Origin of the sequence: Paenibacillus sp. HW567 (assembly GCF_000374185.1) — a bacterium.
Lineage (GTDB): Bacteria > Bacillota > Bacilli > Paenibacillales > Paenibacillaceae > Paenibacillus_AQ.
This window is the reverse complement of sequence record NZ_KB910518.1, coordinates 5562926-5589722: the sequence shown is the minus strand read 5'-3', so window position 1 is coordinate 5589722 and position 26797 is coordinate 5562926. Positions and strand designations below refer to the sequence as shown.

The following is a 26797-nucleotide window of genomic DNA, read 5'->3' as shown; positions in this document are numbered from 1 at the left end:
AATTTGGAAAGCCTGGATATTATCAAACCGAATATTCAGAAAACCAAGAATCCGCCGATTATTGAATTCAACCCGTTTTACTTTAAGAATAACCATTATCTTTTGATCTGCGTTTTGAAGTAATGCCATACGCGTACCTGTAGTCATATTGTATTGAACCAGCCATTACCTTCCCCAAAGGGAGGGGTAACGATGTCTCCTGTAGTTGTTTTAAAGTCCGCTGTTCGTTACCCTCTGTTTTGGCGGTCGATTCTTCGTCATCGGATGGTTTGGCAGAAGGTCCATCACAAACTGTTACATGCATTCCAATTTGTCCATCTTCTGTAATTGTAACTGCTTGTGACATATGTTTAACGGATTCTGGATCAATCGCTTTATTGATTTTTATATCGTTTTCGAAATATTTTTCGATTTTATCTACAATTAGTTTCGCGTATTCGGGATCTTTATCCATCTTTTCCTGTGTAGTAGGATGAACAAAGACTACATGAAGCCCCTTTTGTATTTTCTCCAGATCACGCTGCACCCAAGGTTCATAGCCTGTGGCAGTGGGGGTATTTGGTTTCCAGGATTTCAAAGCTTCAACATCAATAAGATCTTCAAAGAGCTTGGAGTCCGGAAAATCCAGCCTGTTCCAATAGGTAAATTGAGACGAATCCAATACATGATACTTCAAATCGGGATATTTCTCCTGGAGACTACTCTTCGCACTAATAACTGCGGTTGTCTTCTCCACTTTTTGTTTTGTTGTGTCTAATATCTTATCGAAATCAGACGCACCTGCTTTGTTGTAGTAATGATTACTATTTAAATCAAGTGTTCTGGAATAATCCAATGGCGTAACTCCCTGCATAACCATCGCTCCTCCTCTTCTATTTCAATATAGTACCATTTTATTGAAATTTATTCCCACTACTATTATCTCATAGAATAAAAGATGAATTTATCTTCATGTCATATATTTGGTGAGAGCTTTCCATTTATCTAATCCGAAAAATGGACCCCTCAATACAAAATTTGATGCCTTACGGCGACAGGAAAAAGAATATACAATAAATTTATAGCTGATGTAAGCGCTTAAATTTAAGGATTTTAGAAATGCCTGGAGGTCCATAAGATGGAGAACAAACGAAGCACCGGTGCAAGCCCGGTGATGAAGCCGCTGCTGCCGTCGGAAATCGAAACCGGTTCAGGTGCGAAAAGCACATTGTGGAGGAGGCTGCTGGCCCAGCGTCACCTGCAAACCATGGCGCTGCTCGGCGTGGTCTGGATGATTATTTTCAACTACATTCCGATGTACGGGCTGATCATTTCCTTCAAGGAATATAACATCGTGAAGTCGATTGCCGAAGCGCCCTGGGTGGGGCTGGAGCACTTCAGGGAGTTCCTGGATGATGAGGACCTGGTCAACGTGATCAAGAATACGCTGGGCATCAGCTTAATCAAGCTGCTGATCGGGTTCCCGCTGCCGATTATTTTCGCGCTTTTTCTGAATGAGGTCCGTTCACTCCGGTACAAGAAGGCGATCCAGACCATTTCGTATCTGCCGCATTTTCTCTCCTGGGTCGTGCTGGGCGGAATTCTCGCCACTTGGCTGGCCGATGTCGGGATCATCAACAATATTCTGCTGTCGCTCCATCTGATTGACCAGCCGATTACTTATCTGGCAGAGCCGAGCTATTTCTGGACGATTATCATTTCCTCGGATATTTGGAAGGAGCTTGGCTGGTCAGCGATTATCTACCTGGCGGCGATCTCCGGGGTATCCCCCGAAATGTATGAAGCCGCGACGATAGACGGGGCCGGACGATTTCAGAAAATGTGGTTCGTCACCCTGCCGGCGATTAAATCGACGATCAGCATCCTGTTTATTCTGGCGGTCAGCGGTGTGCTGAACTCCAATTTCGATCAGATTCTGGTGCTCCGCAATTCGCTTAACGACAGCGCCAGCAACGTAATTGACTATTACATCTACTATACAGGGATTGTCTCGAACCGCTTCTCCTACTCTGCGGCGGTCACTCTGATCAAGGCGGTCATTGCGCTGATTCTGCTGCTGATTGCCAATCAGGTATCCAAAAAAATCAACGATACGTCGCTGTTCTAGGACAAGGAGGAATGGATTCATGTTTGCTCTCAAACGCAAAACCAAAGGCGAAGCCCTGTTCGATATCGCCAACAATCTGATTATGCTGTGTGTCTGCTTCCTGACGCTGTACCCGATCTGGTATGTGCTGATCAACGCCTTCAATGACGGGAATGATGCGATGCTCGGCGGTATTTATTGGTGGCCGCGCGTGTTCAGCCTGAAGAATTTCGACGCGGTGTTCGCGAGTCCCGGCATTATGCAGGCTATGGGCGTTACGGTAGCCAAAACCGTGCTGGGCGTGGCGGTGCATGTATTTTTCACGGCGATGGTGGCTTATGCGCTATCACGTAAAGGGCTGATTGGCGGCAAGCTCTATATTCTTCTGGGGACGATTACACTGTTCTTCAACGGCGGATTGATTCCGACGTTCCTCTTGAACAGGGATCTGCACCTGCTGGATAACTTCCTGGTCTACATCATTCCGGTGATGTTCAGCTTTTTCGATCTGATTATCTTCATGACCTTCTTCCGGGAAATTCCCGAGGGGCTGGAGGAGGCGGCGCGGATTGACGGAGCGAACGACTGGTCCATCTTCCTGCGGGTGGTGCTTCCGGTATCCATGCCGGTCATTGCTACGATTGCGCTTTTTCATGGCGTGTATCAGTGGAATGATTATTTTGCCGGCATCATCTATATCAATAACCCGGATCTGCAGCCGATTCAGACGTACTTGTTCCGGGTCGTGGCGCAGTCCAGCTCCAACCAGATGATGGTGGCCGTGCAGGGCAGCAGTGTTACCAAAAGCGTAACCTCGCAGTCGATCAAGCTGGCGACAATGGTCGTTACCACCCTGCCGATTGTGTTCGTCTATCCGTTCCTGCAGCGTTATTTCGTGAAAGGCATGATGATCGGCTCGATCAAGGGCTGAGGCAACAATAACTCCTCCGGCGCCCTGCATACGGGTGATGGAGTTGAGCTTATAATCTACAATCTTAGAAAAGGGGTAAATAAGCATGGGCATGAAACGTAAGCCGAAAACAATGGTGCTGCTCTTGGGGCTGATACTGGCATTCACGGTTGCGGGTTGTTCAAGCGGCAATAATGCCGGAACGGGTGCCAAGGATAATACGGGGAGCGGAACGAACGCGGCGGAGGCCACCAAAGCACCGGCGGAACCGGCAAAAGCTGCAGCTTCAGCGGATGAGCCGGGCTGGAAAAGCGACACCTCACCGATTACATTTGACTGGTATCTGAACTTTGCCTGGTTCCCGAATAAATGGGGCGTAGATCCAACCTCTCAATATGTAACGAAAAAAACCGGCGTAAACATTAACTTCATCGTCCCGGCAGGGAACGAGAATGAGAAGCTTAACACGCTGATCGCCTCCGGCAAGCTGCCTGACTTCATTACGCTGGGCTACTGGGAAGACGCCATTAAGAAAATGATCGAAGGCGAGATGGTGCTGCCGCTGAACAAGCTGGCTGAAGAATACGATCCATACTTCTTCAAGGTGTCCGATGCCGACAAGCTGGGCTGGTACACGCAGCCGGACGGTAATGTGTACGGCTATCCGAACTCTTCTTCTTCACCTGCTGACTATAAAAAATACGGAGCGAACTACGTCTCCAACCAGACCTTTGTCGTCCGCAAGGATATTTATGAAGCCATCGGCAGCCCGGATATGCGCACCCCGGAAGGCTTCCTGAATGCGCTGAAAATGGCAAAAGAAAAGTTTCCTGAAGTGAACGGCCAGCCGCTGATTCCGCTGGGTCTGCATGAGTTCACCGAGAACGGCAACGACTCCCTGGAAGGCTATATTCAGAACTTCTTGAACATCCCTTGGGAGAAGGACGGCAAGGTCTATGACCGCGAGACAGACCCCGAGTATGTACGCTGGATGAAGACACTCCGCCAGGCCAACCAGGACGGACTGCTGGCGAAGGATATTTTTATCGACAAACGGGCTCAAATGGAGGAAAAGATTGCGCAGGGCCGCTACTTCGCTATGCTCTATCAACGGACGGACTTCGCTTCCCAGCTCGGTACGATCTTCCAAAAGAATCCTGAGCAAACCTATATCGCGGTTGACGGACCCGCAGACACTAAGCTGGACCCTCCGGCCCTGAACGGCCCCGGAATTTCCGGCTGGACCGTAACGCTGATCTCCAAGGATGTGAAGGATAAAGCGCGTGCCATTAAATTCCTTAGCTACCTGAACAGTGAGGAAGGAAACAAGGACCTTTTCCTCGGTGAAAAAGGGGTCAGCTATGATACAATTGACGGCAAAGACCAGTTTCTTCCGGAGGCCTTTGATCTGATGAACAAGGACCGTTCCGCATTTGACAAAAAATACGGCTCGTCCTTCACCTTCTGGATGCTGCAAAATACGAATATCACCGACCAGTGGGCTCCCAAATCGGTAGAGCCGTTCAAGCAGCTCGAAGACTGGACCCGCGGCAAAGCCGTCAACACCTCGGAATTCCAGCAGATTGATCCTACAGGCAACTCGCCGGAGGGCATTATCGCCACCAAGCTGAAGAATCTGCGCGGCAAAACATTGCCGAAGCTGCTGATGGCAGCCTCCGATGCCGAATTCGACAAGCTCTGGAGCGATTATCTGGCGAAGAAGGTGAAAGAAGGCCAGGCGGCCTTTGACGACTACCGCCAGAAGAAATATGAAGAGAATAAGAAGAAGCTTGGCATGTAAAATTGCCGGAGACCCAATTGCCCGCTGAGCGCGGGCTTTTGGGTTATTGTCTTTTTTTTGACTACAGCCGTTCAGGTGAGGTGCAAGGTGCATAAAGTGAATATACGCGAACGGGCCAGCGTTTTATGGAATTCATTCTGCTACTGGTGGGGGCGGAGATCGCTCCAGAGCCGGCTGGTGGCGGCATATATTTTTATCATTCTGGGCCCCTGTCTGCTGGTGTCCGTCTATTCCTACAGGGCGATCAACAATACGTATGTCCGGGATGCCATCGACAAGAACAGCTATGTGCTGCAGATGGAGAAGCTGCATATCCTCAATCAGATCGAAGCTATGGAGCGGGCGGCGCAGATGGCGTATTCCGACAAAACGGTGCAGAACTATCTGGTGAATGAGAGCGATCCGTCGCTTAGCGAATTGATAGATTTTAATACAACAACCTTTGTGAACATGAACCGCATTCAGATCAACAACCCGAATATTGAGCATTTGCGACTCTATTCGGGCAGCAGGAATGTGCATGAGATCTGGCCGATTATTTTCCGGGAGGACCGGGTCTCCATGGAGCCGTGGTTTCAAAAGGCTTTGGAGCTGAAGGGGCAGGAGCTGTGGTCTTTTCAGAGCAAGGACCCTGATTTGATGCAGCGGTACTCCGGCAATCCCCCCGAGGGACAGCCGAAGGTCTCTTTGCTGCGGGAGATCAGTATTCCTGCCGGGCATCATGTCGGAATGCTTCAGGTCGATATGCTGCTCAGCCGCTTCACGCCGAAGACCTACACCGATGTGCGCGACAACCAGTCGCAAATGTTCATTACGGGGGATGGGGTGCACCTGTTTACGCGCCCGGACAACTCTTTTGTACTGGAGCACCCGAAGCTGACCGGAGCGATTGCGAAGCGCCTGCAGAAGTATGCGGAGACCGGGGAGTGGGAGGTCCGCTACAAGGAGAACGGCAAATCTTTTTTGCTGATTCATACCCCGCTTACGGAGATCGGCGCGTCGCTGCTGAACGTGGTGTCGATGGACAGTGTCATGGAGCGTATCTCGCATACCCGCAATCTCATTATCGGACTCAATATTGGCTTTATTTTTCTGGTTACGGCGATTGCCTATGTGCTGAATGCCTTCATTCTGAAGAATCTGCGCCGCTTGACGGAAACGATGAAAAGGGCGCGCAGGGGAGAAGCGTACACAAGCATTAGCATCCGCGGGGGCGGGGAGGTTGGCGAGCTGGCGCATCATTTCTCCAAGTTGATGAATACAATCAATACACTGGTCGCCCAGGCGGTGCATAAGCAGGCGCTCTCCAAGGAGGCTGAGCTGCGGACACTGCATAACCAGATTGATGCCCATTTCCTCTATAATACGCTGGAAAATATTAAAATGCTGGCGGAAATTGAGAATCAGCGGGCGATCTCCGATGCGCTGACCTCGCTCGGCGGCATGATGCGGTACAACTTCAAGTGGTCGGGCGAGTATGTGAAGCTGCGGGATGAAATCCGCCATATCGAAAATTACATTGAAGTGATGAATATCCGGTTTGAGCATCCGGTTATGCTGGAGCTGGGGATTGACGCCCCTTATCTGGAGCTTGAGGTGCTGAAGATGTCGCTGCAGCCGATTGTGGAGAACAGTGTAAAGCACGCCTGGTCCACCATGAAGGAAGAGCTTGCCGAGCGGAGCATTTCCATCCGTATTTCGGAGGCGGCGGGAGATATCTTAATCGCGATCCGCGATAATGGCTGCGGGTTAACGCCGGAGCGGCTGTCAGAGCTGCACGAATCCATCTATGCCAAAGAGGAGCCGGGTGCGGACGCCTCCGGGTTTGCAGCGGGCGGCTACAGAGGAGGAGGCATCGGACTGCGCAATGTGCATCAGCGGTTGCAGCTCTTCTACGGCGGGGCCTACGGGCTGGAGGTGCGGAGTGAAGCGGGGAAATGGACGACGGTATTAATGACGCTGCCTAAAGTTCTTTTGACAGGGGATCGACAGACATGAAGAAGCTGCTGATTATTGACGATGAGAAAATGATCCGCCAAGGCCTGCAGGCCATGATTGAACGGGAATATCCGTCCGCATACAGCATCGCGCTTGCCGGGAACGGGGAGGAGGCGCTCGCGCTCTACAGGCAGGAACGCAGGGATATTATTATTACCGATATCCGTATGCCGGTCATGGACGGGATTACGCTGCTGGAGCGTCTGTCCGCTGAAGCGGGGCCTGGCGGCGAGGGACCGGCCGTTGTGATCCTGAGCGGCTACGATGACTTCGAATATGCGAAAAGCGCCATCCGCTACCGCGTGAAGGACTATCTGCTGAAGCCGATCCGCCGCGAGGAGCTGTTCGGGATTCTGGAGCAGATCGGGCGGGAGTGGCGGGAGCAGGAATCCAGCTCCCGCAAGCGTGCGGAGGAAGCGGAAGGCTACCGCAGGGAGCTGCGCACGGCCCGGCTGTGCGGATTGCTGCTGCAGGAGGCGGTCCAGCCGTCCCCGGAGCAGCAGGAGGAGCTGAGCTGTCTGCCGGTTCCTTTTACGGTGGGGGTGCTGAATTTCTATTATAACGACGGCTCCCGAATGAAGCCGGCAGAAGTGCAGGGGAGGGTGGAACGCTTGAGCGGCCCGCTGAAGGAGCGGTTCGCGGAGATTCTGACGGACTGGGAAGGGAAGCTGGTGCTGGTCGGGAGGAGCAGGGACGATTTTCGGGAGCTGTCCGGGCTGGCTGCTTCGCGGGAGCTGTCCGGGCTGCTGATCGGGATCGGCGGTGCAGCCCGGAATCCGGCAGACTTTCATACCGGGTACCGGGAAGCCTGCCGGGCGCTGCAGTACACCTTCCTTCCGCCGCAGGCCAGCTTCATGGATTACGCGGGTCTCCGGGAAGGGCGGCTGCGTTTCCCCGTGCCGGAGGAGGAGCTGCGCAAGCTGCTGAACATGCTGGGCACAGACCGCGAGAAAGAGATCAAGAGCTTGCTCGGGACGATTTTTCAACTGGAGCAGTTGCCGCATTTAGACCTGGCGTATGTGGAGAATGTGGGCCGGAGCATGAACGAACGGGTGCTGGATGAGGTGTTCCGCCTGCATGGAGAGGCCTCTGTAGAGGTACTGAAGCTGTACCGGACGGTAGGCAATCTGTATAATTTCCGCCATTTCCATGACTATTACCGGACACTTGAGCATTTGCTCATCACCGTGAACGACTATATTATAGGAATTAGATCGGCCCACACCGAGCATGCCGACATGGAGGAAGCGCTGGCTTATATCGAGGCGAATTATGCCCGCCAACTGAATATGGCGATGGTGAGCAACCATGTGTCGCTGAACTATTCTTATTTCAGCGAGGCCTTCAAGGCCTACACTGGAGAGAGCTTTGTGCTGTATCTCAAAAGAGTCCGCATCCGCCACGCCAAATCGCTGCTCTCTGAGAACCGGATCAAGCTGGCCGGCGTCTCCGAAGCGGTAGGCTTCGAGACGAGCAAGCAGTTCACCCGCGTGTTCAAGGAGCTGGAGGGCATCGCCCCCGGCGAGTACCGCGCCAAGCTCCTGATGGAGCGGCATGCGGGGGATTCTACCCATAATTAATAGAAGAAAAAGCAAGGTTTAGCTGGGCTGGGCTAGGCAAATGTGGAGGTTGAGCTTTGAATGGAAGAAATCCAAGGAGAATTGATTACTGTAGAGACACTGGCGGGAGATTTCCGGAGGCTGGGCGTCCAGGCGGGGATGACGCTGCTGCTGCATTCATCCTTTAAATCGCTGGGCCAGTGGGTAGCGGGTGGGCCGGTGGCGGTTATTCTTGCGCTGGAACAGGTGCTTGGGGAAGAGGGAACGCTGGTGATGCCGACCCACTCTGCAGATTTAACCGATCCGTCAGGCTGGAGCAGGCCGCCGGTGCCGGAGTCCTGGTGGCAGGACATTCGGGAGCATATGCCGGCGTATGACCCGGACCTTACGCCGCTGCGGGCTATGGGGGTTATTCCCGATACCTTCCGCAAGCAGCGGGGCGTAAAGCGCAGCAGCCACCCGATTCATTCTTTTGCAGCATGGGGCAGGCACAGAGATGTGATTATTGACGGTCATGCGCAGGAGTATGGGATGGGCGAACGGTCCCCCTTGGCCCGAATCTACGATCTGAACGGCAGCGTGCTGCTGCTTGGTGTGGACAGCTTCAATAATACTTCGCTGCATCTGGCCGAATACCGGGCGGAGTATTCCGGGAAGCAGGAGGTCCTCGCGGGAGCGCCGATGCTGGTGGATGGCGTCAGACAATGGGTGGAGTTCAAGGATTACAATTGGGACTCTGAGGATTTTGCCAGGATTGGTGAGGCGTTTGGACAAGAGACGGGACGGATTACATATGGAAAGATCGCGGCAGCCGCAGCCCAACTCATCCCGCAGCGTGAGATTGTGGACTATGCTGTGAAATGGCTGGGACGGAACCGGCGGTAGCTTTGAGAATCAAATCGTAGTTTGTTACTAAAAAGGGGTGGATGAATATGGCCGCAACAACGGTTTTTTTGACACGGCATGGACAGACGGAGTGGAATGTGCAGAACCGGATGCAGGGGCATCTCGACTCGGCGCTTACACCGCTTGGCGTGCTCCAGGCGAAGTGGCTGAACAAAGGGCTGCGGCAGGAGCAGCTTGATGTCATTTATACAAGCGTAAGTCCCCGGGCGCTGCGGACGGCAGAAATTGTCCGCGGGGAGCGGAATGTGCCGCTGATTCCCTGCGATGAGTTCAAAGAGATCAGCATGGGGTATTGGGAGGGCCGTGATTCGGCGGAGATTCAGGCGCAGGACCCCGAGCAGCACCGCTATTTCTGGGAGGACCCGGAGAAATTCGGCGTAGAGGGCAGCGAGACCTTTGCCGGAGTGCAGAAGCGTGCGCTGGGTAAGCTGCGGGAAATCGTGGACGGACATGAGGGGCAGAACATCCTGATTGTTACGCATACGGTAGTGATCAAAGTGCTGATGGCCTATTTCGAAGAGAGAGCGATGAACAAGCTGTGGGAGCTGCCTTATATTTATCCTACCTGTCTATGCAAACTAGAATTTACTGACGGCAAGGCCGAGATTCTGCTCCACGGGGATACAAGCCATTACGAGGACGACGAGGCTTGGATGGAATCTTGAGAATTTGTCTAAAAGAATAGCTTCAGCCTGCAGGCGATGTTCCGGGTGTACCGGCATCGCCTGTTTCGGTGCTGTGCGGCATGTTACCGTTTCGCTAGCACATTCTGTACTGCAGATGCTGGTCTGCTGCTCTTCAGATGTCTGGCTTCAAGCGCGGCAAGATCGCCATCGAGCATCCGGAGGCCGGGAAGCAGCAGGGCCGCTGCGGCGCATGACGCCGGGAGCAGTCCGGCGGCAAAGAACAATGTAGGCACACCGTAGGCCTCGGCAACTGCGCCTCCGATAAAAGCGCCAAAGGGCTGCAGGCTGCCGCCAATCAGAAAACGGATGGAGTTCACCCGCCCCTGAAGGCTTGGGGGAACCAGGCGGCCGTGCAGCGAGGAGCTTAACGAGCCGAAGAAGGGGCCAAGAGCGCCGGATACAAATACGGCAGCAAGAGCAAAGGGAAAGCTTGGGACCAGCCCCCACATAGACGTAATGACACCGATGGTTCCCAGACTGCCAAGCATTACCAGACGCCTGTGTGTAATCTCGCCCATCAGGGAGATCACCCCAAGCCCAACCAGCGTTCCGAGTGCCGATGCTGTGGTCAGCGTGCCCATAGCTGCCGCATTCCGGTGGAGCACTTCACGCACATAAGGGACCATCATCGTCCAGACGGCGATGGAGCTTAGATTGCTGACTGAAGCCATAAACATAATCATAAGCATGGCCGGAAATTGCTTATAGAAGGTGAAGCCTTCGGCAATTTCACGTATGTAGCCGGAAACGGAGAAGCTGCTTCTGCTTGTGGCGGCAGCCGGCTTGGGCTGCTTCGGCAGGCACAGCAGCGTGGCGATAGCGGCAATGTAGCAGAGCATATTGACGCCAAGCGCCGGAAGCGACCCGCTGGCAGCGGTCAATACGCCGGCCAGCGCAGGCCCAAGCAGCGCCGCCGCTCCCTTGCAGCCGTCGATGACGGCGAAGGCGCGCACCAGCTTCCGGCTGTCGGCGACGCCGGGAATAACGGCCATCGCCGTCGGCATGAACAGCGCGGCGCAAGCGCCGCTAAGCCCCGCTGCGGCGAATAAATGCCAGAGCTGGAGCTGGCCGGCGAGGCCCATGCCCAGCGGAAGCGCGATCGCCAGCAGCCGGATCGCGGCCAGGCAGGCCATGAACCGGACGCGGGGCAGCCGGTCGGACAGCGGCGAGCCCAGCAGGCGCAGCAGCAGCTCCGGGATGCCGGAGGTTAGCGCGAGCGCTCCCATGACCAGCTTGGAGCCGGTCAGCTCATAGGCCAGCCACTCCATGGCCAGCAGGCCGAAGGCATCTCCGAAGGCGCTTAGGGAAATCGTTGACAGCAGACCATAATAGCTGCGTTTCAGCATAGGGTATTCACTCCTTTTCGCGGCCCGTTTAGCTTTTCAGATAGTCAGACATTCGCTGCGGCAGTCCATTCAGCGCTTCCAGACGCAGGCTGTACGCCGCGCTTTTGCCACTGGTGTGGACTATAACCAGTCCAGCCGCCCGCAGCGCGATGAGATGATAGTGGATGGTGCTTTTGGACAGGCCGACCTGCCGGACAATTTCGGTGAAGCTTAATTGTTTGTCCGCAAGCAGGCGGAGAATGTACAGCCGGGTCTCATCCGACAGTGCCCGGGTCAGCCGGAGCAGTGCAGGGGCAGGACGCCCTTCCTCCGGCGGAAGCACATCGCAGGAGTAGCTGGTGAACACAAATTCATCGTAGAAAGTGGAAGTGACCAGCGGGCGGGCATGATATTGCGGGATCAATATGATCTGTTTCATTTGTTCCCCGGGGCTAAACCGCATCCCCTCCGTCGCCTGCTCGTAGACCTCCATACCATTGGTACCGTTCAGCGTGTTCTGCCGGAACTCAGCTTCTCGCCCCAGCCCTTCGAGGATAGCGGGATTTATTCCGCTGAAGTACCGTTCATCCCATTCCCGCAGAATTTCAGAAGCGCGGCTGCGCAGCTCGGCCAGATTGGAGGGCACCGATGACCCGAAACGGGCTTTTATCTCATACAGCTCTCCTGAGGACAAGCCATCATACCAATCCAGGAAGCCGGACACGGAACGTTCTCCCGGGCAGCTCCAAATGTAGGGTGTGAGTGTGAAATCCCCGTTATCCTTAGAGAACTGCTGCATCTGCTGAAGCTGCCCAGGGGATAGCTTCTTCTGCACCTCCTGGACCCAGAGCTTTCCTGATTCCAGAGCATTGTGATTCTGCTTCCCGAGAAAAGCGGCCAGGCTGCTAAAGCATTCATACATCGGGGCAAAATCGACTTCAACCTTATAATTCATGCGAATTCCTCATTTCCGATATAAGCTATTGAACCTGAATTTTTGTTCTATAAATATAGAACTTTTATTTTGTTATATTATATACGAACTAATTTTAGATATCAATTAAATAGAACATTCTCCTCAAAAAGAAAATAATTTTGCACCTTGCTGTCACAAATCGCTGTGCTTTTCAGTTATATAGGCGAGAAAGGAGGGGGCTTGTGGATAAAGCGGCAGCCTCCGGGATGAACACCGGAACAGAACTGGAATTATTAGTGGAGCAGGCCCAGCGGGGCGATATGCAGGCCTACACCCAGGTCATCCGGCATTTTCAGAGACCCATTTATTTGTACTGCTATTATCTGCTTGGGAGTCAGGAAGAGGGTGAGGATGCAGCGCAGGATATTTTTATTAAGGCACTGGAGAACATTGGCGGTTTTACGAAAAAGGTGTCTTTTTCAGCCTGGCTGTACCGGATTGCACGGAATCACTGCTTGGACCTTATAAAAAAGAGAAGCAAGGGCTTCCGGCTCCTGGCACTGTACAAAAGACAGCAGCAGTACACTGAGCCTGCCGCAGCCGGCCTCGGATATACCGAACTGGTGCATGGGCTGCTGGAGCAGCTCAGCATGGAGGAACGGCAGATCCTGCTGCTGCGGGCACTGGAGGATTATGCCTTTGACGATATCGCTGCTGTCATGGATATGAACCCGGCTACCGTGCGCAAGAAATACGAGCGGCTGCGCAAAAAGCTGGGCAGACAGAAGGAGAATGGAGGGAAGCTCATTGGAGAACCGTACAACAACAGAGGATGAACGGCTGGAGCACATCAGCAGATTGATCCGCAACACTCCCGTGGAAGTGGAACTGGTGGACCGTACTATGAAGCGTTTTGAGGCAAAGGGGCGGAACAACAGGGCACCACGAAGAAGAAAAGTAGCTGTACTCTTGGCTTCTGTAATGCTGCTGATCTTGTCTCTCCTGGGTGCCGGCTTCATCTCACCAACGCTGGCGGCATCTATTGGGCAAATTCCCGTGCTGGGCTCTATCTTTGAGCTTGCCGGTGATCTGGGTCTGCGGACGGCGAATGAGAAGGGACTGGCGCTGACACCGGACCGGAGCGATAGCCACGAAGGGTTAACGCTGAATGTGCCTGAAGTCTTGTTCGACGGAGTCCGGGTTTCAATTGGCCTTGAGCGCCGGACGACGGAGGAAAGATTCCTGAAGCGTGAGCTTGGCGATCTCTTGGGTGACATTAAGGTCTCAATTAATGGTGAAGACCTGCGTGCTTATGGACTGAAGTATGGAGGGAGCTCCCCGGGTGTATTTATTTTAAAAGGGAAGGATGATGCCTCCAGGATCGTCCAATTCTCCGATATGCGGGGTCAAGGGGGGCGGGCCTTGCCGGATAAGTTCGAGCTGCTGCTGACGGTTCATATGGACGGGATTTTGGATCCTTTCCACATTACACTTCCGGTGGAGAAGAAAACCGCAAACAACCTGATTGCGCAGCCGGTTACCCGGGAGCATGCCGGAATGATCTTTACACTGGATAAGGTAGAGCTCACGCCGATTACAAGCCTTATAACGACACGGATTGAGCTGCCGGAGGGACAAAGGATCAGCGAGAAGCTGCCTTCAATGGGCTTTGAATTGGCCGATGACAAAGGCAATCTGGTAAGGGCAGTGAACGAAGGCGTGGGATTCAGTGCTACAGGCGGAAATGTTTTGACTACCGATACGTTATTTGAACCGCTTCAGCAGCCGGTCAAACAAGTGACCATCCGAACCTACAAGATTCTCAGTATTGATTCCGAAGGCTATGTGGACAAGGAGTATATTCCTGAATTTGAGGTTGTTGTGCCGGTGAAATAGAGAGGGGCCGGATATCAGCCATTCAGCAAGCTGCATCAAAAGAGAGACGGCTCCTGAAGCGCAACTGCGCTCCGGGAACCGTCTCTTTGCAATGTACAATGTGCGTCGCCTGCTCTAATTCCTGTTCGGCGGCGAAGCAGGAAGAATCTCACGCCCGTCCATATATTTGCGCAGCGCCTTCGGAATATAAATCGAACCGTCTTCCTGCTGATGGTTCTCCAGCAGCGGAATCAGAATCCGCGGTGTGGCGACTGCGGTATTGTTGAGGGTGTGGCAATATTGCAGGCGTCCGTTCTCATCCCGGAAGCGGATGCCGGAGCGGCGGGCCTGGAAATCATGCAGATTCGAAGCCGAATGGGTCTCGCCGTATGCGCCTCTGCTCGGCATCCAGGTCTCAATGTCGTATTGCTTGTGCGTCTTCAGCGCCATGTCGCCGCTGCACACAGCCACTACGCGGTAGGGCAGCTCTAAGAGTTGCAGGATATGCTCGGCATTTGCCAGAATCTCCTGCAGCATCCGCTCCGATTCTGCCGGATCATTCCGGCAGATCACGACCTGTTCGATCTTTGAGAACTGGTGTACCCGATACAGGCCGCGCACATCGCGTCCCGCCGAGCCGACCTCGCGGCGGAAGCAGGCCGACATCCCGGCCAGCCGCAGCGGCGGTTCAGCATCAACGATCTCATCGCTGTACAAGGAGACGAGCGAGACCTCCGAGGTTCCGGCCAGCCAGCGCTTTTCTCCGTTCAGCTCATAGGTCTGATCCATCCCGCCGGGGAAAAATCCGGTCCGCTCCAGCGCCTCCGGGCGGACAATAACCGGCACGTCCATCACGGTGAAGCCGCGCCCCGTCAGCACATCCAGCGCCAGCCGCTGCACGGCGAGGTGCAGATACAGTCCCATGCCCTTCAGCACGTAGCTGCGCGGTCCTCCGGCTTTGACCCCGCGCGGAATATCAATGATGTCGTGAAGCTCGCCGAGCTCCACATGGTCGCGCGGCGTGAAGCCGAAGTCCGGCAGGCTGCCGGTCCGCCGCAGCTCCACATTCTCGCTGTCATCGGCCCCGATGGGCGTGTCCGCCGACACCGGGTTCGGTGCGAGCAGCAGCAGCTCGCCGCAGCGCTGCTCCGCCTCGGCCAGCTCGGCCTCCAGCTTCGTCAGCCTGCCGTTAATCTGGCGCACCTGCTCCTTGGCGGCGTCTCCGCCCTCGGCATCCCCCTGGCGCAGCAGGCGCTCGACCTCCTTGGTCAGCCTGTTTCGCTCCGTTCTTTGCTGCTCGGTTTCCCGCCGCAGCTCCCGCCGTTTGTCGTCCCATTCGAGCAGCTCATCCAGCGGAAAAATCACTTTTTTCCACTTGGCCGTATTTCTTACGAGTTCCTCATTTTCCCTGATCCAGTTCATGTCCAGCATGCCGCTTCGCTCCTTTTGATCTAAAAAAATACAAAAAACGCCCTCATCCATGGGACGAGGAGCGTTAGCTCGCGGTGCCACCCAGGTTGACCGAATCCCCTGGCTTCACAGCAGGATAAGGCCCTCTTTGGTCTTCGCGGTAACGGGCGAAACCCGGTAAACTTAGGGAACAAGTAATTTGCTCCGGTCGCAGACGCCTCACGGTTGGATGCCGGTCATGGGCTTGATCGGGATGTAGTATTGCCGCTTATTATAGCTCAGGATAGAGCCCTGCGCAAGGTTTGCAGGTTTGACAATATTCCTTGTAATCTGATAGGATTATCTTAAAATTTGAAGGGATTTGCACCCGGAATAGCGGCAGATCCTTATTATAACGAACGGAAGAGGTGGAGAAAATGGCCAAAATAGTTGTCATCAACGGAACACCATCCCTGGTCTCCCGGGTTAATGCGGTTATTGAATATGCGGAGGCTGATTTGCGCGGGCATGGGTTTGAGGTAGAGCGGATTAATGTGGCGGAGCTGCCTGCGGAGGACTTGATTCATACCCGCTTCGAGAGCGAAGCCATCGTTAAGGCTAACGGCCTTGTGGCCGAAGCCGACGCGGTAATTGTGGTCAGCCCGGTATACAAGGCATCTTATACAGGGGTACTCAAGACCTTCCTGGACCTGATCCCGGAAAAAGGCCTTGCCGGCAAAATCCTGCTCCCGCTCTTCATGGGCGGCAGCCTGGCGCATCTGCTCACGATTGAGTATGCGCTGAAGCCGGTACTCTCTGTGCTGGGTGCGCGCCATATTCTGGGCGGTGTGTATGCGGTAGACTCACAGGCGGTGCGTAATGATCAGGGGGTTGTCGAGCTCGCAGACGAGCTTAAGCTGCGTCTGGACAGCGTGCTTGCAGAGCTGGCGGAAGAAACCGCGCATAAGGTGGAGCGCAAGGCTGGTAAGTAAGGTTGTGAATCAGAAACGCAAGAAAGAACTCTTGAGACAAATCGTCGATCGAGGGGTTTTTCTTTAATTGCTGATGAGTCGAGCTTTCTTCAGAATTTTGTTGTGTTTCTGCTCGATGTTTTGGCGATTACGATCGCCTTCTCGTCCATTAAGGATCTGATTTGTGTACTGTTTTACGGTGAGATTTCCCTCAAGGTAACGATCACGCAAGTTGTTCTTGCTCTTCGGTGCCACTGCCTTGCTCATCAGGATCGCCATTCTCTCTTTGCCCATTAACATATTCAACGAACATTAGAGATGTCAGGGCGTTGGCGAAGTATGTTAAGTAATCGTCTTCGTTTAAGTTATCAAAAGCTTCTTTCTGCTGCTTTACGATTTCTGTCGGTTTGAGATGAATTAAAAAGGCGAATTTAAACTCGTCGCCACCTCGAATTCGTTTTATAGTGAAAAACGTAATTCCTCCGAACAGAACTATCACAATAATACCGATAGCCATCAAAGTCCATGGTTGCGCACAAGCCTTTAAGATTACGTTACCAACTGCCTTGAATATTTTTTTCGTCAAATAGGCCACCCCGACAACATTTTTTAAGAACCTAACCAGTCAAAGGCAACGCTTTTTATTTTTTTCTGTCAATAATAAAAGTTTCTATTGTCATAGAGTACGTATGAATAATGTTCCAGATAATAGATATTGAGATCATACGAAAAAACCGTACCCTGCCATTTTCGGCGGGGTATTTACATAGGGAGTGATAGCTTGAGCATTACATACAAAGTCCTGGAGAGCGACACAGACTTTCTGACTGCGGCCTTGGTGCAATCCAAGGTTTCCGTATGGTACAGGGAGGAACTGTTCTGAATGTTATGGACCTGAATATCACTGGCTACACGCCATAGAAAGTTGGTTTGAAGATTGGAATGAGCGTGGAACAGTTTTTGTTTGGAATATAAAGAAATTTATTCATCAAGGCAGTTTAACCGCTGTAGAGTGGTACTTTAAATGTGAGTATGAGGCTAGAGGTTGGGAAATTGACGGTGTATCATTAATTGAATTTAATTACAATAACTTGATTGTGAACTTAAAAGAGTTCCAATCTAAAATACCACATTATCATCCATACAAGTAAATTTTAACTGCTATACTCTATGTGGATAAAAGCAATGACGTTATTGCTTGTAAACATTGCTTTATTGATTTATTGGTGAAATGAGGTATATACAGAAAACAACCCCGTCATCCTTAAGGTCGGCGGGGTTGTTTTTTTATCTAAAAGTTTTTTAAGTCTAATATAGGGTATAAGTTCCAGTGTTGTAATGCCCCGCATAGTGACTTGAAGTTTGAGAAGCTGTAAAACTAATCTTAAAGACTTGATTTCAGGCTTCTAATCCTCCGGTGTAAGTATATGTGGCGGTAGCGTAGAAATTTCCATTTATTAACCACCATATTTCACTTGCATTTAAAAGTTTTGCTTCAAGATTTCCAACAAATACTTTTGAGCCAACAAAGATTGAACCGGTATTAGCTCCATCTATTTGAACACTTAGCAACTCTTTAAATTGTCTGAATGATCCTGAACTATAATAATAAGCGTATATTTTTAGAGTTGGCTTGTATAGGCTGGTTACATCTTGGACGATTGATATTTCTTTAACCCATGTATCAGTAGCTTTTGCTGAAAAATTATCATTTGATGACTTAGAAGTTTTATCGGGATTATTCCTTTTGGCTTCCTCTATTGTAATGCCCTGTAATTTTGCGATGGAAGTGATGGCCTCCTCATAACTGATGTCTCTAGTAGTTACACCGTCAGGTAAATCATCAAGATTATTCAAGTCTAGTTTTCCTTGATGTACTAATTCATTAGTAACTGCGGAAGTGGTATCTGGTGGATTTGGAACACTTTGAGCATAAGCTGCTAGAGAACCGGAGAAGAACAGATTTGATGATAAAGCGAGAGTTAAAGCAAGAGTAGTAGCAACAATTTTAATCTTCATATACTAGTATCTCCTTTTATATGGAGTACTACCATTATAACCCATGGAAAAATATTGTAAAGAAGATTTAAAAAAACTTATTTATGATTTATTTTAAAAGATTCAATAATATTGGTGATTCTTAAAATCATATCATGATTTTTATCTGTTTCAGTTGGATTATCTGGTAAAAATAATCCCCATTCCTGAATCTTTCCATTAGTTTTTACAAAACCAGATACATTAGCCCCGAATCCGCCTATTTTTGCAGTTTCCAACGTGAGTCTATTATCGTGAAATACATTCGTAAGTAGATTTTCGGTTCCAATGAAGAAGACTGGATAAGTTATATTGCTAAAAAAATCTTTATATTCTTGTTTTACTGCTTCAGAAAAATATTCTTTTGTAATAATTAGGCCATCAAATGTATTGTTCTCAACAGCAGTAATTTCTTCGAGACTTTTTTGGGCATAATTAACATTTTTGATCTTTTCAAATGGATTATCCCCAACTACTGCAATTTCTAATTGAGTTGATGGGAGAGGATAAAGAGCTGCTTGAGAAACAATATTTTTATTGTTGTCACAACCTATTACAAACACTAATGATAACATTGCAAGAAATAATGAAATTCTAACTTTCATGAAGTTCTCCCCTTTTTTTGGTAAATTGGGTTAAAACATTTGTTTATTATAGTATATATAAAGCTATATGTAAATAAATCCTAAAAATGCAAGTGTGGCATGCTGGGATGTGATGTTTGTGTGAAACAGTTTGAATAATTTTGATTCAGTATATACATGTATCGAATTCCTCAACCAATCACGACGCCGGCTACGCAAAAAAATGAAATAAAAAGGAAAATCTAATTCGAGTAACTATTATAAAAAAAGCCCCGGGAGCTTTCAAATCTTGGCAGGTGGTTTTTCAAAAACAAAGCCCATTCCTGTAACGAATAAAAATATGGTGAATGTGGATTTTGATTCTTTTTTTGCAAGGAAATTAGGAGATCACTGCCTTGATAAAAAAGTGCTGGTTACATATGATGGCTCTATATATCCTTTTATGGAATTAAAAAATAAAGTTGGGAATTTTAAAAAATAACGGGTTCCATTTGGCGCTTCAAAAGCTGATGTCTGAGTACTGGAAAAAAAGCGTAGACAAGTATGGAAATAAATGTGCTTATTGTGAATTCCGCTATGCCTGCAGCTCTTGTTCATTTTTTAATACGGAGGGCTGTCAATATGATTTGGAGGAAGGAAAATGGACATCGTCATTAACCAATTAAGTAAAACCTTTGGAACGTCAACAGTGCTTGAGGATATTAACCTAACAGTTAAAACGGGCCAGGTATACGGTTTGATCGGTCCAAATGGGGCAGGAAAAACAACGCTGACACGAACCATTCTCGATATCTACAGACCCTCCAGCGGAACGGTTGCTGTCAATGGAATTAAGAGCAGTGATTCTTCGTTTAATGAGATTAGAAAGCAAATTGGTTGTGTGCTGGATCAGTTGGGATTATATAAAAGTCTGACAGCCTGGGAGAACATAGAGTTGTTTCACCGTGTTTTCTTTCCCAAGGCATCCAAGCAACAAAGGGACAAAGACATCAACGAATGCATTAGAATGGTTGATTTAGAACAGCACAAAGATAGTAAGATTACCTTCTTCTCCCGGGGCATGAGGCAAAGATTGGCTTTGGCCAGGGCTTTTATCGGCAAACCGCAATTGCTTATTCTTGATGAGCCGACCAGAGGGCTGGATGTGGAAGGTAATTATATGCTGAGGAACTATATCAAGGAAATGAAGAGCAGAGGTCTAACCGTATTCATTAATTCCCATCATTTAAGCGAACTGAAAAAAGTTTGTGATGTGTATGGGTTTATTAAAAATGGAAAATTGATCGAGGAGGGCAACTACTCCCATTTAGCTGCGAAGTATCTTACGGGACCTGAGGAAGCAGACATGGAGAAGCTATACCGATTTATATTTCAACTTGAAGAGATGAATGAAATGATGGAATCCTCATGAAAATACTTCAGAACCCTGTGATGTGGCTTTCTATTAAAATGTTCAGGCAGAGATGGGTTACCTTTGTGTTGTATTCCATCATACTTGTTAGCCTCCTCCAATCACAGGTCTATATTAATTTCATTGTGTTATTGCCTTATTTTTGTTTTCTGGCTGTACTGAAAATGCTCTGCACTGATTATTTACGGGGGCATGAAGAGACGCTGGTAGTTCTCGGATACTCGATTGAGAAGATAGTAGGTAAAACCGTCCAAGCGGCCATGCTGTGCTCCTTTTGTATGAGTATTGGAACTACACTTATCGCTTTAGCTGTTATGGAGTTCACAGGCCATAATCTCATACTGAAACCTGTGGATCTTTTATTTACTGGCGGATTGTATGTGTCATTATTTCCTGTAGGGCGGCTGATCCTTATGAGAACGCTGCTACAGAAACGAATGGGTAAAATATGGAATTATCTTATTGAAATAGGTTATGTCCTTGTAATCATGCTCTTGTATTTGTTGCTTCCGGTTAGCTACTGCCTAATATTTTTTATTTTGACGTCTATTCTCATTTTTGGTTTCCAGCAGCAGTTCTTGCCGAAACAAGAGTGGAACAGGTTCTTTGAAGGGAGTATGAGATAGAATGAATGCTCTTTTATGGAAACGGTATAAAGAAATACGCACAAATAAAATAAAATTATTTATCACTCTTGTTTTACCGATTATCTATTTTGCCTTATTAACGGGCTTCTCCGTTCCCCGCCATATTATTGTGTCCTATTTCTCTCTGGCATGCATGTTGATTGGAAATCTGGGGCATTGGAATATTGAGGATCTGGTGCATAGTGAAACATTGTTGACAACACCGCTCACACCCTTCAAATTGTGGTTTGCAAACTGGATGCTGGTAGCAGGATCGGGCTTTATTATTGCACAAATATATTTGTTAATGATTTCGTTTGGCAGTCTGCTAATCAGCGGTCAATTTTATATCAGTGACGTCCTATACTTTATAGAGAATATTGCGTTCTCATTTCTGGGTTTCTCACTCCTTGCGGCAGCGACAGTGCACAATGTGGATTTCACTAAATGGAAGCAGTATTTGACTGGTGTGTTCAGTATATTTAACTTTTTGTTTCCTTTCGCTCCTTTTCTATTTGCTTCTATTCTACCTACGGGAATATGGATCACCTTAGGGGCTGTGGCTTTAGGCATATTGCTTACAACTCTTTCCTTGTTAATTGCCAGAAGTTCAAGACGGGAACGCTTGGTCCTGAATATTCAGAAACTCTCTGAAGCTTATGAGATAAAATTGCTTAACGATTGAACAGAGGGGGGAATCTGATGATTTTTTCGCATAAAAATAATGATGAGTCTGAGCTGGTCAAAGAGTGCATGGAGTACTATGAGTTGAACGATATATTTTTGAATCAGGATCAGCGATATCAACAATTGAAAAATGAGTTAATGAATTCATCCATGGTTGATCTCAAGTCCTTTAAACAATTTATTCAAGATACCAGGGGAACTGTTTTACTGATTTTTTAATTGGAAAAGCCCACTCGGACAGTATTGATATCAAAGAGCAAAAGCATTTTGAATATAGATTGGTGGAGAGTTTTCTCTACATAAACTTGTCTTATTTTACGAAAAAATCAGTGGATCAGGCATTTCAAATCATGAACCAGTATAAGGATCGTCCATATCTAATTTTGGATTTGAGAAATTCCCCAGGTGGTTACATTGATGCTTGTATGTCTTTTTGCCGATTTCTTATTAAAGATAAAAAAGAGATAGTAACCTTATATTATAAAAATAAAAAAGTAACCTACTATTCAGATGAACTTGCGCTGCTAAGCTATGGGAAAATTTATGTTTTTGTTAACGAACAAACTGCTAGCTGTAGCGAAGTTACCGCTTTGACATTGAAGACTAATTTGAAATCGGTTCAGCTAATCGGAGAAAGAACAAAAGGAAAAGAATGCGGCCAAGAAATTATTGTTAATAAATCCAAAGGATTTTCTATGATTGTAGCTTCTTTTATTTGGAAGTGTAATACTTATGGGATGGAAGATCTTCAGTGGTTTATACAAAACGATGTTGGAGCGAATACTCACTTCGCAACGGATGACGACTATTTCAAAATGGCTTTAAATTAATTTAGGGGGGGATTGTTTGACTGACAGAATGAGTGGAGTACTCTGGCTACTGGTTGCATATTTGATAATTGTAGGGGTTGCTGCAATAGCCGGCAAAAGAAATCGAAATTATATACCCGAGCTCAAAAAGACACTCTTAACGATTGGAGGGATTTTCGTTATTGTTGGCTTTTTTGTTCTGTTTATATTTTAAAAGGTAGAAGCCCTTTACATCCCAGATCGGTGTAAAGGGCTTTTTAGATGCTTACAAATCATCGAACCCGTTGTCGTCGCCGACCTTGCCGTAGTTGCGGGACTTGGCTTCGAAGAAGTCGGTTTTGGTCGCGTTCAGCGCTTCGTCGGAGAAAGGCTTGATCCACGGCATGCAGTTGACGTCTACGCCTTGGTAGGCTTTGTCCAGGCCCATCAGGGTCAGGCGTTTGTTGGCGGTGTATTTGATGTAGTCGCTCAGCTCATTCATATCAATGCCGCGCACGTTAGTCAGCGTGTAGTGGCCCCAATTGGTTTCCAGCTCTACGGCGCGGTCAATGGTCCGGTAGACATAATCCATGTTCTCCGGCGTGTTCAGTTCAGGGAAATCGACCAGCAACTGCTTGAATACTTCAGCGAAGAAGTAGCAGTGCTGGTTCTCGTCACGCTGAATGTAGGAGATCATCTGGCTGGTGGCCATCATTTTTTGGTCGCGGGCCAGGTTGTAGAAGAAGGCAAAGGTGCTGTAGAAGAATATCCCCTCCAGAATCAGATCGGCCACCATCGCACGGAAAAAAGTCTCCTTGGACGGCGCATCGCGGAAATCCTGGTAGATGTTCGAAATGAATTGGTTGCGCTCCAGCAGCACCGGATCATGCTTCCAGTATTCAAAAATCTCCTTCTGCTCGCTCTCCGAGACAATGGAAGACAGGACGTAGGAGTAGGATTGGTTGTGTACAACCTCCTGCTGCCCGATGATTGCCGAAATCGCCTCCAGAGAAGAGTCGGTAAAATACCGCTTCACATCGCCGACAAACATCGTCTGCATCGAATCGAGCACCGCCAGCAGGCTGATGTTGATTTTGAACACACGCTGTTCCTCTGCCTCCAGCAGCGGGAACTGCTGCGCATCCTTCGACATCGGAATTTCATCAGCGATCCAGTGGTTCAGCAGCAGCACCTTGTACAGCTTATACATATGCGGCATGCGGATATCGTTCCAGTTCAGAATGCCCGAGCATTCCCCGTCGATGATGCGGGTGGACTGGTTCGGGGCTTCGGTATTAAAAATCTTTTGCAGTTGCATGTTTATTTCCCTCCTGTAATTTGCATGATTCCGCCTGATATTCTTACTGAAACAACTATGACTATATAGTGGAACGTTTGAATGAAAGAACGTTAGTGTGGCAGTCTCCTCGCAGATAAATGCATTTAGTGCAGCTATTTACTGCTGTGGAGCCTTTTTATGAGCTATAACTGTAGTTTCAGCAACTAAAAATAGAGAATTCCTGCAATTAAGCTGATTTCCGCCTGGATAATTGCACAGAGTACAGTTAAATTGTGTTTATCTGCCAAAAGCCAGGCTATAGCTGTACAAAGTACAGTTAGTCGGCAAGGCGGGAGGCGTGTGGAACTGAAGAGGTGAGAACGACCGCCGGAAGGCTCTGCACCGGAAAGCCTTCCGGCGCAAAACCGACAATCCTTAATTTAAGCTGTCTGCGGATTCCACCTCGAACAGCGACCGGAAGCCCAAACATTCCTCGTAGTGACGGCTATAGCGCGGGTGTTTGAAGTTAGGATGAAAGGCTTAGCTCGCGCAAGACTCGCACTCTTCTATGGTTAGTGCACGGCTCCGCACATAATAGGTCGATTTCAGACCGCCCTTCCAGGCGTTCAGGTGCAGCGCCAGGAAATCGGTGGCTTTGATGTCCGGGGTCACGTACAGATTGAAGCTCTGTCCCTGGTCCACATGGCGCTGGCGGGCCGAGGCCATGCGGATGGACCAGTTCTGGTCGATTAGGAACGCCGTTTTGTAGTACCAGATGGTCTTCTCGGACAAATCCGGGGCCGGGTTGGCGATCTTGTAGGTGGTTTTCTCCTCGTAGGAGAGCAGCTCGTAGAGCGGATCAATGCTGGCTGTGGAGCCGGCGATGATCGAGGTCGAGCCGTTCGGGGCAATCGCGAACATCCAGGCGTTGCGCACGCCGTCCGCAGCAACCTCCTGCTGGAGCTGACGCCATTGCTCAGTCGTCACATACTTGCCTTCCTGCTCGCCGCTGGTATAGCCGCGCGAGGTGAAGTAGGCGCCGGTCTCCCAGTCAGAACCGGCGAACTTCGGATAACGGCCCTTCTCGCGGGCCAGTTCCAGGCTTGAGCGCACCAGCAAATAGTTGATGTGCTCGTACAGGTGATTGTTGTATTCCACGGCTTCCTCGGACTCCCAGCGGATACCCTTCAGCGCCAGCAGGTGATGCAGGCCGAAGGTGCCGAGGCCGACAGCGCGGTATTGGCTGTTCGTATACTGCGCCTGCAGCACTTCAATATTGTTGATGTCGATAACATTGTCGAGCATGCGGACCTGAATCGGTACCAGGCGCTCCAGCACACCGGCTGGAACAGCGCGGGCCAGGTGAATGGAGTTCAGGTTGCAGACTACGAAGTCGCCGGGGATTTTGGAGATGACAATCCGGGTCTGGCCGTCCTTCGTAACAAGCTCCTCCTGCTCGATCACTGTAGCCGACTGATTCTGCATAATCTCCGTGCACAGGTTGGAGGAAAAGACCATCCCCTGGTGGCGGTTCGGGTTGGAACGGTTCACCGTATCACGGTAGAACATGTATGGCGTGCCTGTCTCGAGCTGCGATTTCATGATCCGCTTCATGATGTCGATGGCCGGAACCGTGATGCGGGAGAGCTCCAGATTGGCGGTAGCTTCGGCATATTTATCACGGAATGCGCCTTGCCCCAGCGCCTCGTCATAGAAGTCCTCCAGACCCAATGCGCGTCCATTGGCATCCTTCCAGCCCATCACCTTCTTCACTTCATGCGGGCAGAACAGGTTCCAGTGGCCGCGTGCTTCCACAGCCTCCATGAACAGATCGGGCAGACAGACGCCGTGGAACACGTCATGCGCGCGCATCCGCTCATCGCCATTGTTCAGCTTAAGGTCGAGGAAGGCGAGAATGTCTTTATGGAAGACGTCAAGGTAGACTGCGACGGCGCCCTTGCGCGTGCCGAGCTGGTCCACGCTGACAGCGGTATTGTTCAGCTGGCGAATCCACGGGATGACGCCGGAGCTGGTGTTCTTGTGGCCGCGGATATCGGAGCCGCGGGCCCGCACCTTGCCGAGGTAGACGCCGATGCCTCCGCCCATTTTGCTGAGCCGGGCCACATCGGTATTGGAGTCGAAGATGCCTTCGAGCGAGTCGTCCACAGTGTCGATGAAGCAGCTGGAGAGCTGTCCGGCAACCTTTTTACCTGCGTTGGACATGGTTGGGGTGGCAGCGGTCATGTAGATGTTGCTCATCGCCCAGTAGGCTTCTTTTACCAGATCCATGCGTTTCTCTTCCGGCTCTGTGTGCATGAGGAACATGGCGATGATCATATAACGCTCCTGCGGCAGCTCCATTACACGCCCGTCGAAATCATGGGCCAGATAGCGGTCCGAGAGAGTCAAAAGCCCGATATAATCGAACAACAGGTCGCGTGTGTAGTCGATGCAGCCGCCAAGCTCAACAATCTGCTCCTTGGTATAGTGGGTAAGCAGCTCTTCGCGGTAGATGCCTTTCTTCACCAGATCGGTTATTAGGGGGTAGAGCTCGCCATAAGGTTCGTCCGGGTAGGCTTTGTAGCGGCGGTTGACGGCAGCTTTCTTATACAGGGAGGTCAAAAGCGACCGCGCAGCAGCGAACTTCCAGTCCGGCTCTTCTTTGGTTACAAGCTCAAGTGCGCTCATTGTAAAGGCGCTGCTGATCTCTTCTCCGCTAACCTCGTCACGGCGCAGCTTGGACTGCACCCCGCGCAGCAGAGTTTCTTTGCTTAGCTGGTCAAGACCTTTCAGGATACGGTCGGCGTACACGGAGAGGCGGATTTCATCAAAAGCCAATTGGCGGTTGTCGGGTTTCACTACGAGCTGTGGCATGGTTCATACATCCCTTCATTTTTTTGGGTATAATTTTCAATATCAAAAATTGAACTATATGAGCGCAGAAGGCGGCCCGCATGAACGCT

General features: G+C 50.0%; 24 protein-coding genes. 15 read left to right on the top strand and 9 right to left on the bottom strand.

The window, feature by feature from the left end; all coding sequences use genetic code 11:
• Window positions 1-82 precede the first annotated feature (82 nt).
• Complete coding sequence (locus B212_RS33435) at window positions 83-853, bottom strand: hypothetical protein (protein ID WP_019913921.1); 771 nt, start codon at window positions 851-853, stop codon at window positions 83-85.
• A 264-nt stretch (window positions 854-1117) separates the two neighbouring features.
• Between B212_RS33435 and B212_RS0124875 the strand changes: the two genes are divergently transcribed.
• The 7 genes from B212_RS0124875 (at window position 1118) to B212_RS0124845 (ending at window position 9925) form a co-directional block, all read left to right on the top strand.
• Window positions 1118-2107, top strand: coding sequence for an ABC transporter permease subunit (locus B212_RS0124875; RefSeq protein ID WP_019913920.1), 990 nt, complete (start codon window positions 1118-1120; stop codon window positions 2105-2107).
• A 19-nt stretch (window positions 2108-2126) separates the two neighbouring features.
• Window positions 2127-3017: a carbohydrate ABC transporter permease gene (locus B212_RS0124870; RefSeq protein WP_019913919.1), complete on the top strand. Its 891-nt coding sequence runs from the start codon at window positions 2127-2129 to the stop codon at window positions 3015-3017.
• Between the two features lie 85 nt (window positions 3018-3102).
• Window positions 3103-4797, top strand: a complete 1695-nt coding sequence (locus tag B212_RS0124865) for an extracellular solute-binding protein (protein ID WP_019913918.1) — start codon at window positions 3103-3105, stop codon at window positions 4795-4797.
• Between the two features lie 87 nt (window positions 4798-4884).
• On the top strand, window positions 4885-6795 hold the full coding sequence (locus tag B212_RS0124860) for a cache domain-containing sensor histidine kinase (protein ID WP_019913917.1): 1911 nt from the start codon (window positions 4885-4887) through the stop codon (window positions 6793-6795).
• Window positions 6792-8375: a response regulator gene (locus tag B212_RS0124855; RefSeq protein ID WP_019913914.1), complete on the top strand. Its 1584-nt coding sequence runs from the start codon at window positions 6792-6794 to the stop codon at window positions 8373-8375. Before B212_RS0124860 ends, B212_RS0124855 begins: the two co-directional genes overlap by 4 nt.
• Window positions 8376-8435: 60 nt before the next feature.
• A complete protein-coding gene (locus tag B212_RS0124850) occupies window positions 8436-9239 on the top strand; it encodes an aminoglycoside N(3)-acetyltransferase (protein WP_019913913.1) in 804 nt (267 codons plus the stop codon).
• Between the two features lie 47 nt (window positions 9240-9286).
• Window positions 9287-9925 carry a histidine phosphatase family protein gene (locus B212_RS0124845; RefSeq protein ID WP_019913912.1) on the top strand — a complete coding sequence of 213 codons (639 nt, stop codon included), beginning with the start codon at window positions 9287-9289 and terminating at the stop codon, window positions 9923-9925.
• A gap of 83 nt (window positions 9926-10008) precedes the next feature.
• Here the strand turns inward: B212_RS0124845 and B212_RS0124840 are convergent, their stop codons facing one another.
• The gene (locus tag B212_RS0124840; RefSeq protein ID WP_019913911.1) at window positions 10009-11292 is read right to left on the bottom strand and encodes an MFS transporter; all 1284 of its coding nucleotides are present in this window, start codon (window positions 11290-11292) and stop codon (window positions 10009-10011) included.
• A 28-nt stretch (window positions 11293-11320) separates the two neighbouring features.
• Window positions 11321-12226, bottom strand: coding sequence for an ArsR/SmtB family transcription factor (locus B212_RS0124835; RefSeq protein ID WP_019913910.1), 906 nt, complete (start codon window positions 12224-12226; stop codon window positions 11321-11323).
• Between the two features lie 203 nt (window positions 12227-12429).
• Here B212_RS0124835 and B212_RS0124830 point away from each other — a divergent pair, with 203 nt between their 5' ends.
• Both B212_RS0124830 and B212_RS0124825 read left to right on the top strand, forming a co-directional pair.
• Entirely contained in the window at window positions 12430-13023 is a 594-nt protein-coding gene (locus B212_RS0124830) for an RNA polymerase sigma factor (protein ID WP_019913909.1), read from the top strand.
• Complete coding sequence (locus tag B212_RS0124825) at window positions 12995-14083, top strand: DUF4179 domain-containing protein (protein ID WP_019913908.1); 1089 nt, start codon at window positions 12995-12997, stop codon at window positions 14081-14083. Before B212_RS0124830 ends, B212_RS0124825 begins: the two co-directional genes overlap by 29 nt.
• A gap of 114 nt (window positions 14084-14197) precedes the next feature.
• Here B212_RS0124825 and serS read toward each other — a convergent pair whose 3' ends face one another.
• A complete protein-coding gene (gene serS, locus B212_RS0124820; RefSeq protein WP_019913906.1) occupies window positions 14198-15493 on the bottom strand; it encodes a serine--tRNA ligase in 1296 nt (431 codons plus the stop codon).
• Between the two features lie 395 nt (window positions 15494-15888).
• Here serS and ssuE point away from each other — a divergent pair, with 395 nt between their 5' ends.
• Window positions 15889-16443, top strand: coding sequence for an NADPH-dependent FMN reductase (gene ssuE, locus B212_RS0124815; protein ID WP_019913904.1), 555 nt, complete (start codon window positions 15889-15891; stop codon window positions 16441-16443).
• 202 nt (window positions 16444-16645) lie between these two features.
• On the opposite strand, the gene B212_RS0124805 is transcribed toward ssuE, so the two are convergent.
• The 3 genes from B212_RS0124805 to B212_RS33425 all read right to left on the bottom strand — a co-directional run bounded on the left by B212_RS0124805 (window position 16646) and on the right by B212_RS33425 (window position 19064).
• A complete protein-coding gene (locus B212_RS0124805) occupies window positions 16646-17008 on the bottom strand; it encodes a hypothetical protein (protein ID WP_019913902.1) in 363 nt (120 codons plus the stop codon).
• An 812-nt stretch (window positions 17009-17820) separates the two neighbouring features.
• Window positions 17821-18441: a hypothetical protein gene (locus tag B212_RS33430; protein WP_019913900.1), complete on the bottom strand. Its 621-nt coding sequence runs from the start codon at window positions 18439-18441 to the stop codon at window positions 17821-17823.
• Between the two features lie 77 nt (window positions 18442-18518).
• Complete coding sequence (locus B212_RS33425) at window positions 18519-19064, bottom strand: hypothetical protein (RefSeq protein ID WP_019913899.1); 546 nt, start codon at window positions 19062-19064, stop codon at window positions 18519-18521.
• Window positions 19065-19332: 268 nt separating this feature from the next.
• On the opposite strand from B212_RS33425, the gene B212_RS0124785 reads away from it, so the two are divergent.
• The 5 genes from B212_RS0124785 (at window position 19333) to B212_RS0124760 (ending at window position 22597) form a co-directional block, all read left to right on the top strand.
• Complete coding sequence (locus B212_RS0124785) at window positions 19333-19524, top strand: hypothetical protein (protein WP_019913898.1); 192 nt, start codon at window positions 19333-19335, stop codon at window positions 19522-19524.
• A gap of 159 nt (window positions 19525-19683) precedes the next feature.
• On the top strand, window positions 19684-20454 hold the full coding sequence (locus B212_RS32375; RefSeq protein ID WP_019913897.1) for an ABC transporter ATP-binding protein: 771 nt from the start codon (window positions 19684-19686) through the stop codon (window positions 20452-20454).
• Entirely contained in the window at window positions 20451-21080 is a 630-nt protein-coding gene (locus B212_RS0124775; RefSeq protein ID WP_019913896.1) for a hypothetical protein, read from the top strand. Before B212_RS32375 ends, B212_RS0124775 begins: the two co-directional genes overlap by 4 nt.
• Window position 21081: 1 nt before the next feature.
• Window positions 21082-21765: a hypothetical protein gene (locus tag B212_RS0124770; RefSeq protein WP_019913895.1), complete on the top strand. Its 684-nt coding sequence runs from the start codon at window positions 21082-21084 to the stop codon at window positions 21763-21765.
• A 283-nt stretch (window positions 21766-22048) separates the two neighbouring features.
• Window positions 22049-22597 carry a S41 family peptidase gene (locus tag B212_RS0124760; protein WP_269636975.1) on the top strand — a complete coding sequence of 183 codons (549 nt, stop codon included), beginning with the start codon at window positions 22049-22051 and terminating at the stop codon, window positions 22595-22597.
• Window positions 22598-22841: 244 nt separating this feature from the next.
• Here the strand turns inward: B212_RS0124760 and B212_RS0124750 are convergent, their stop codons facing one another.
• Window positions 22842-23873, bottom strand: coding sequence for a ribonucleotide-diphosphate reductase subunit beta (locus B212_RS0124750; protein ID WP_019913891.1), 1032 nt, complete (start codon window positions 23871-23873; stop codon window positions 22842-22844).
• 501 nt (window positions 23874-24374) lie between these two features.
• On the bottom strand, window positions 24375-26708 hold the full coding sequence (locus tag B212_RS0124745; protein ID WP_019913890.1) for a ribonucleoside-diphosphate reductase subunit alpha: 2334 nt from the start codon (window positions 26706-26708) through the stop codon (window positions 24375-24377).
• Between the last annotated feature and the right edge of the window lie 89 nt (window positions 26709-26797).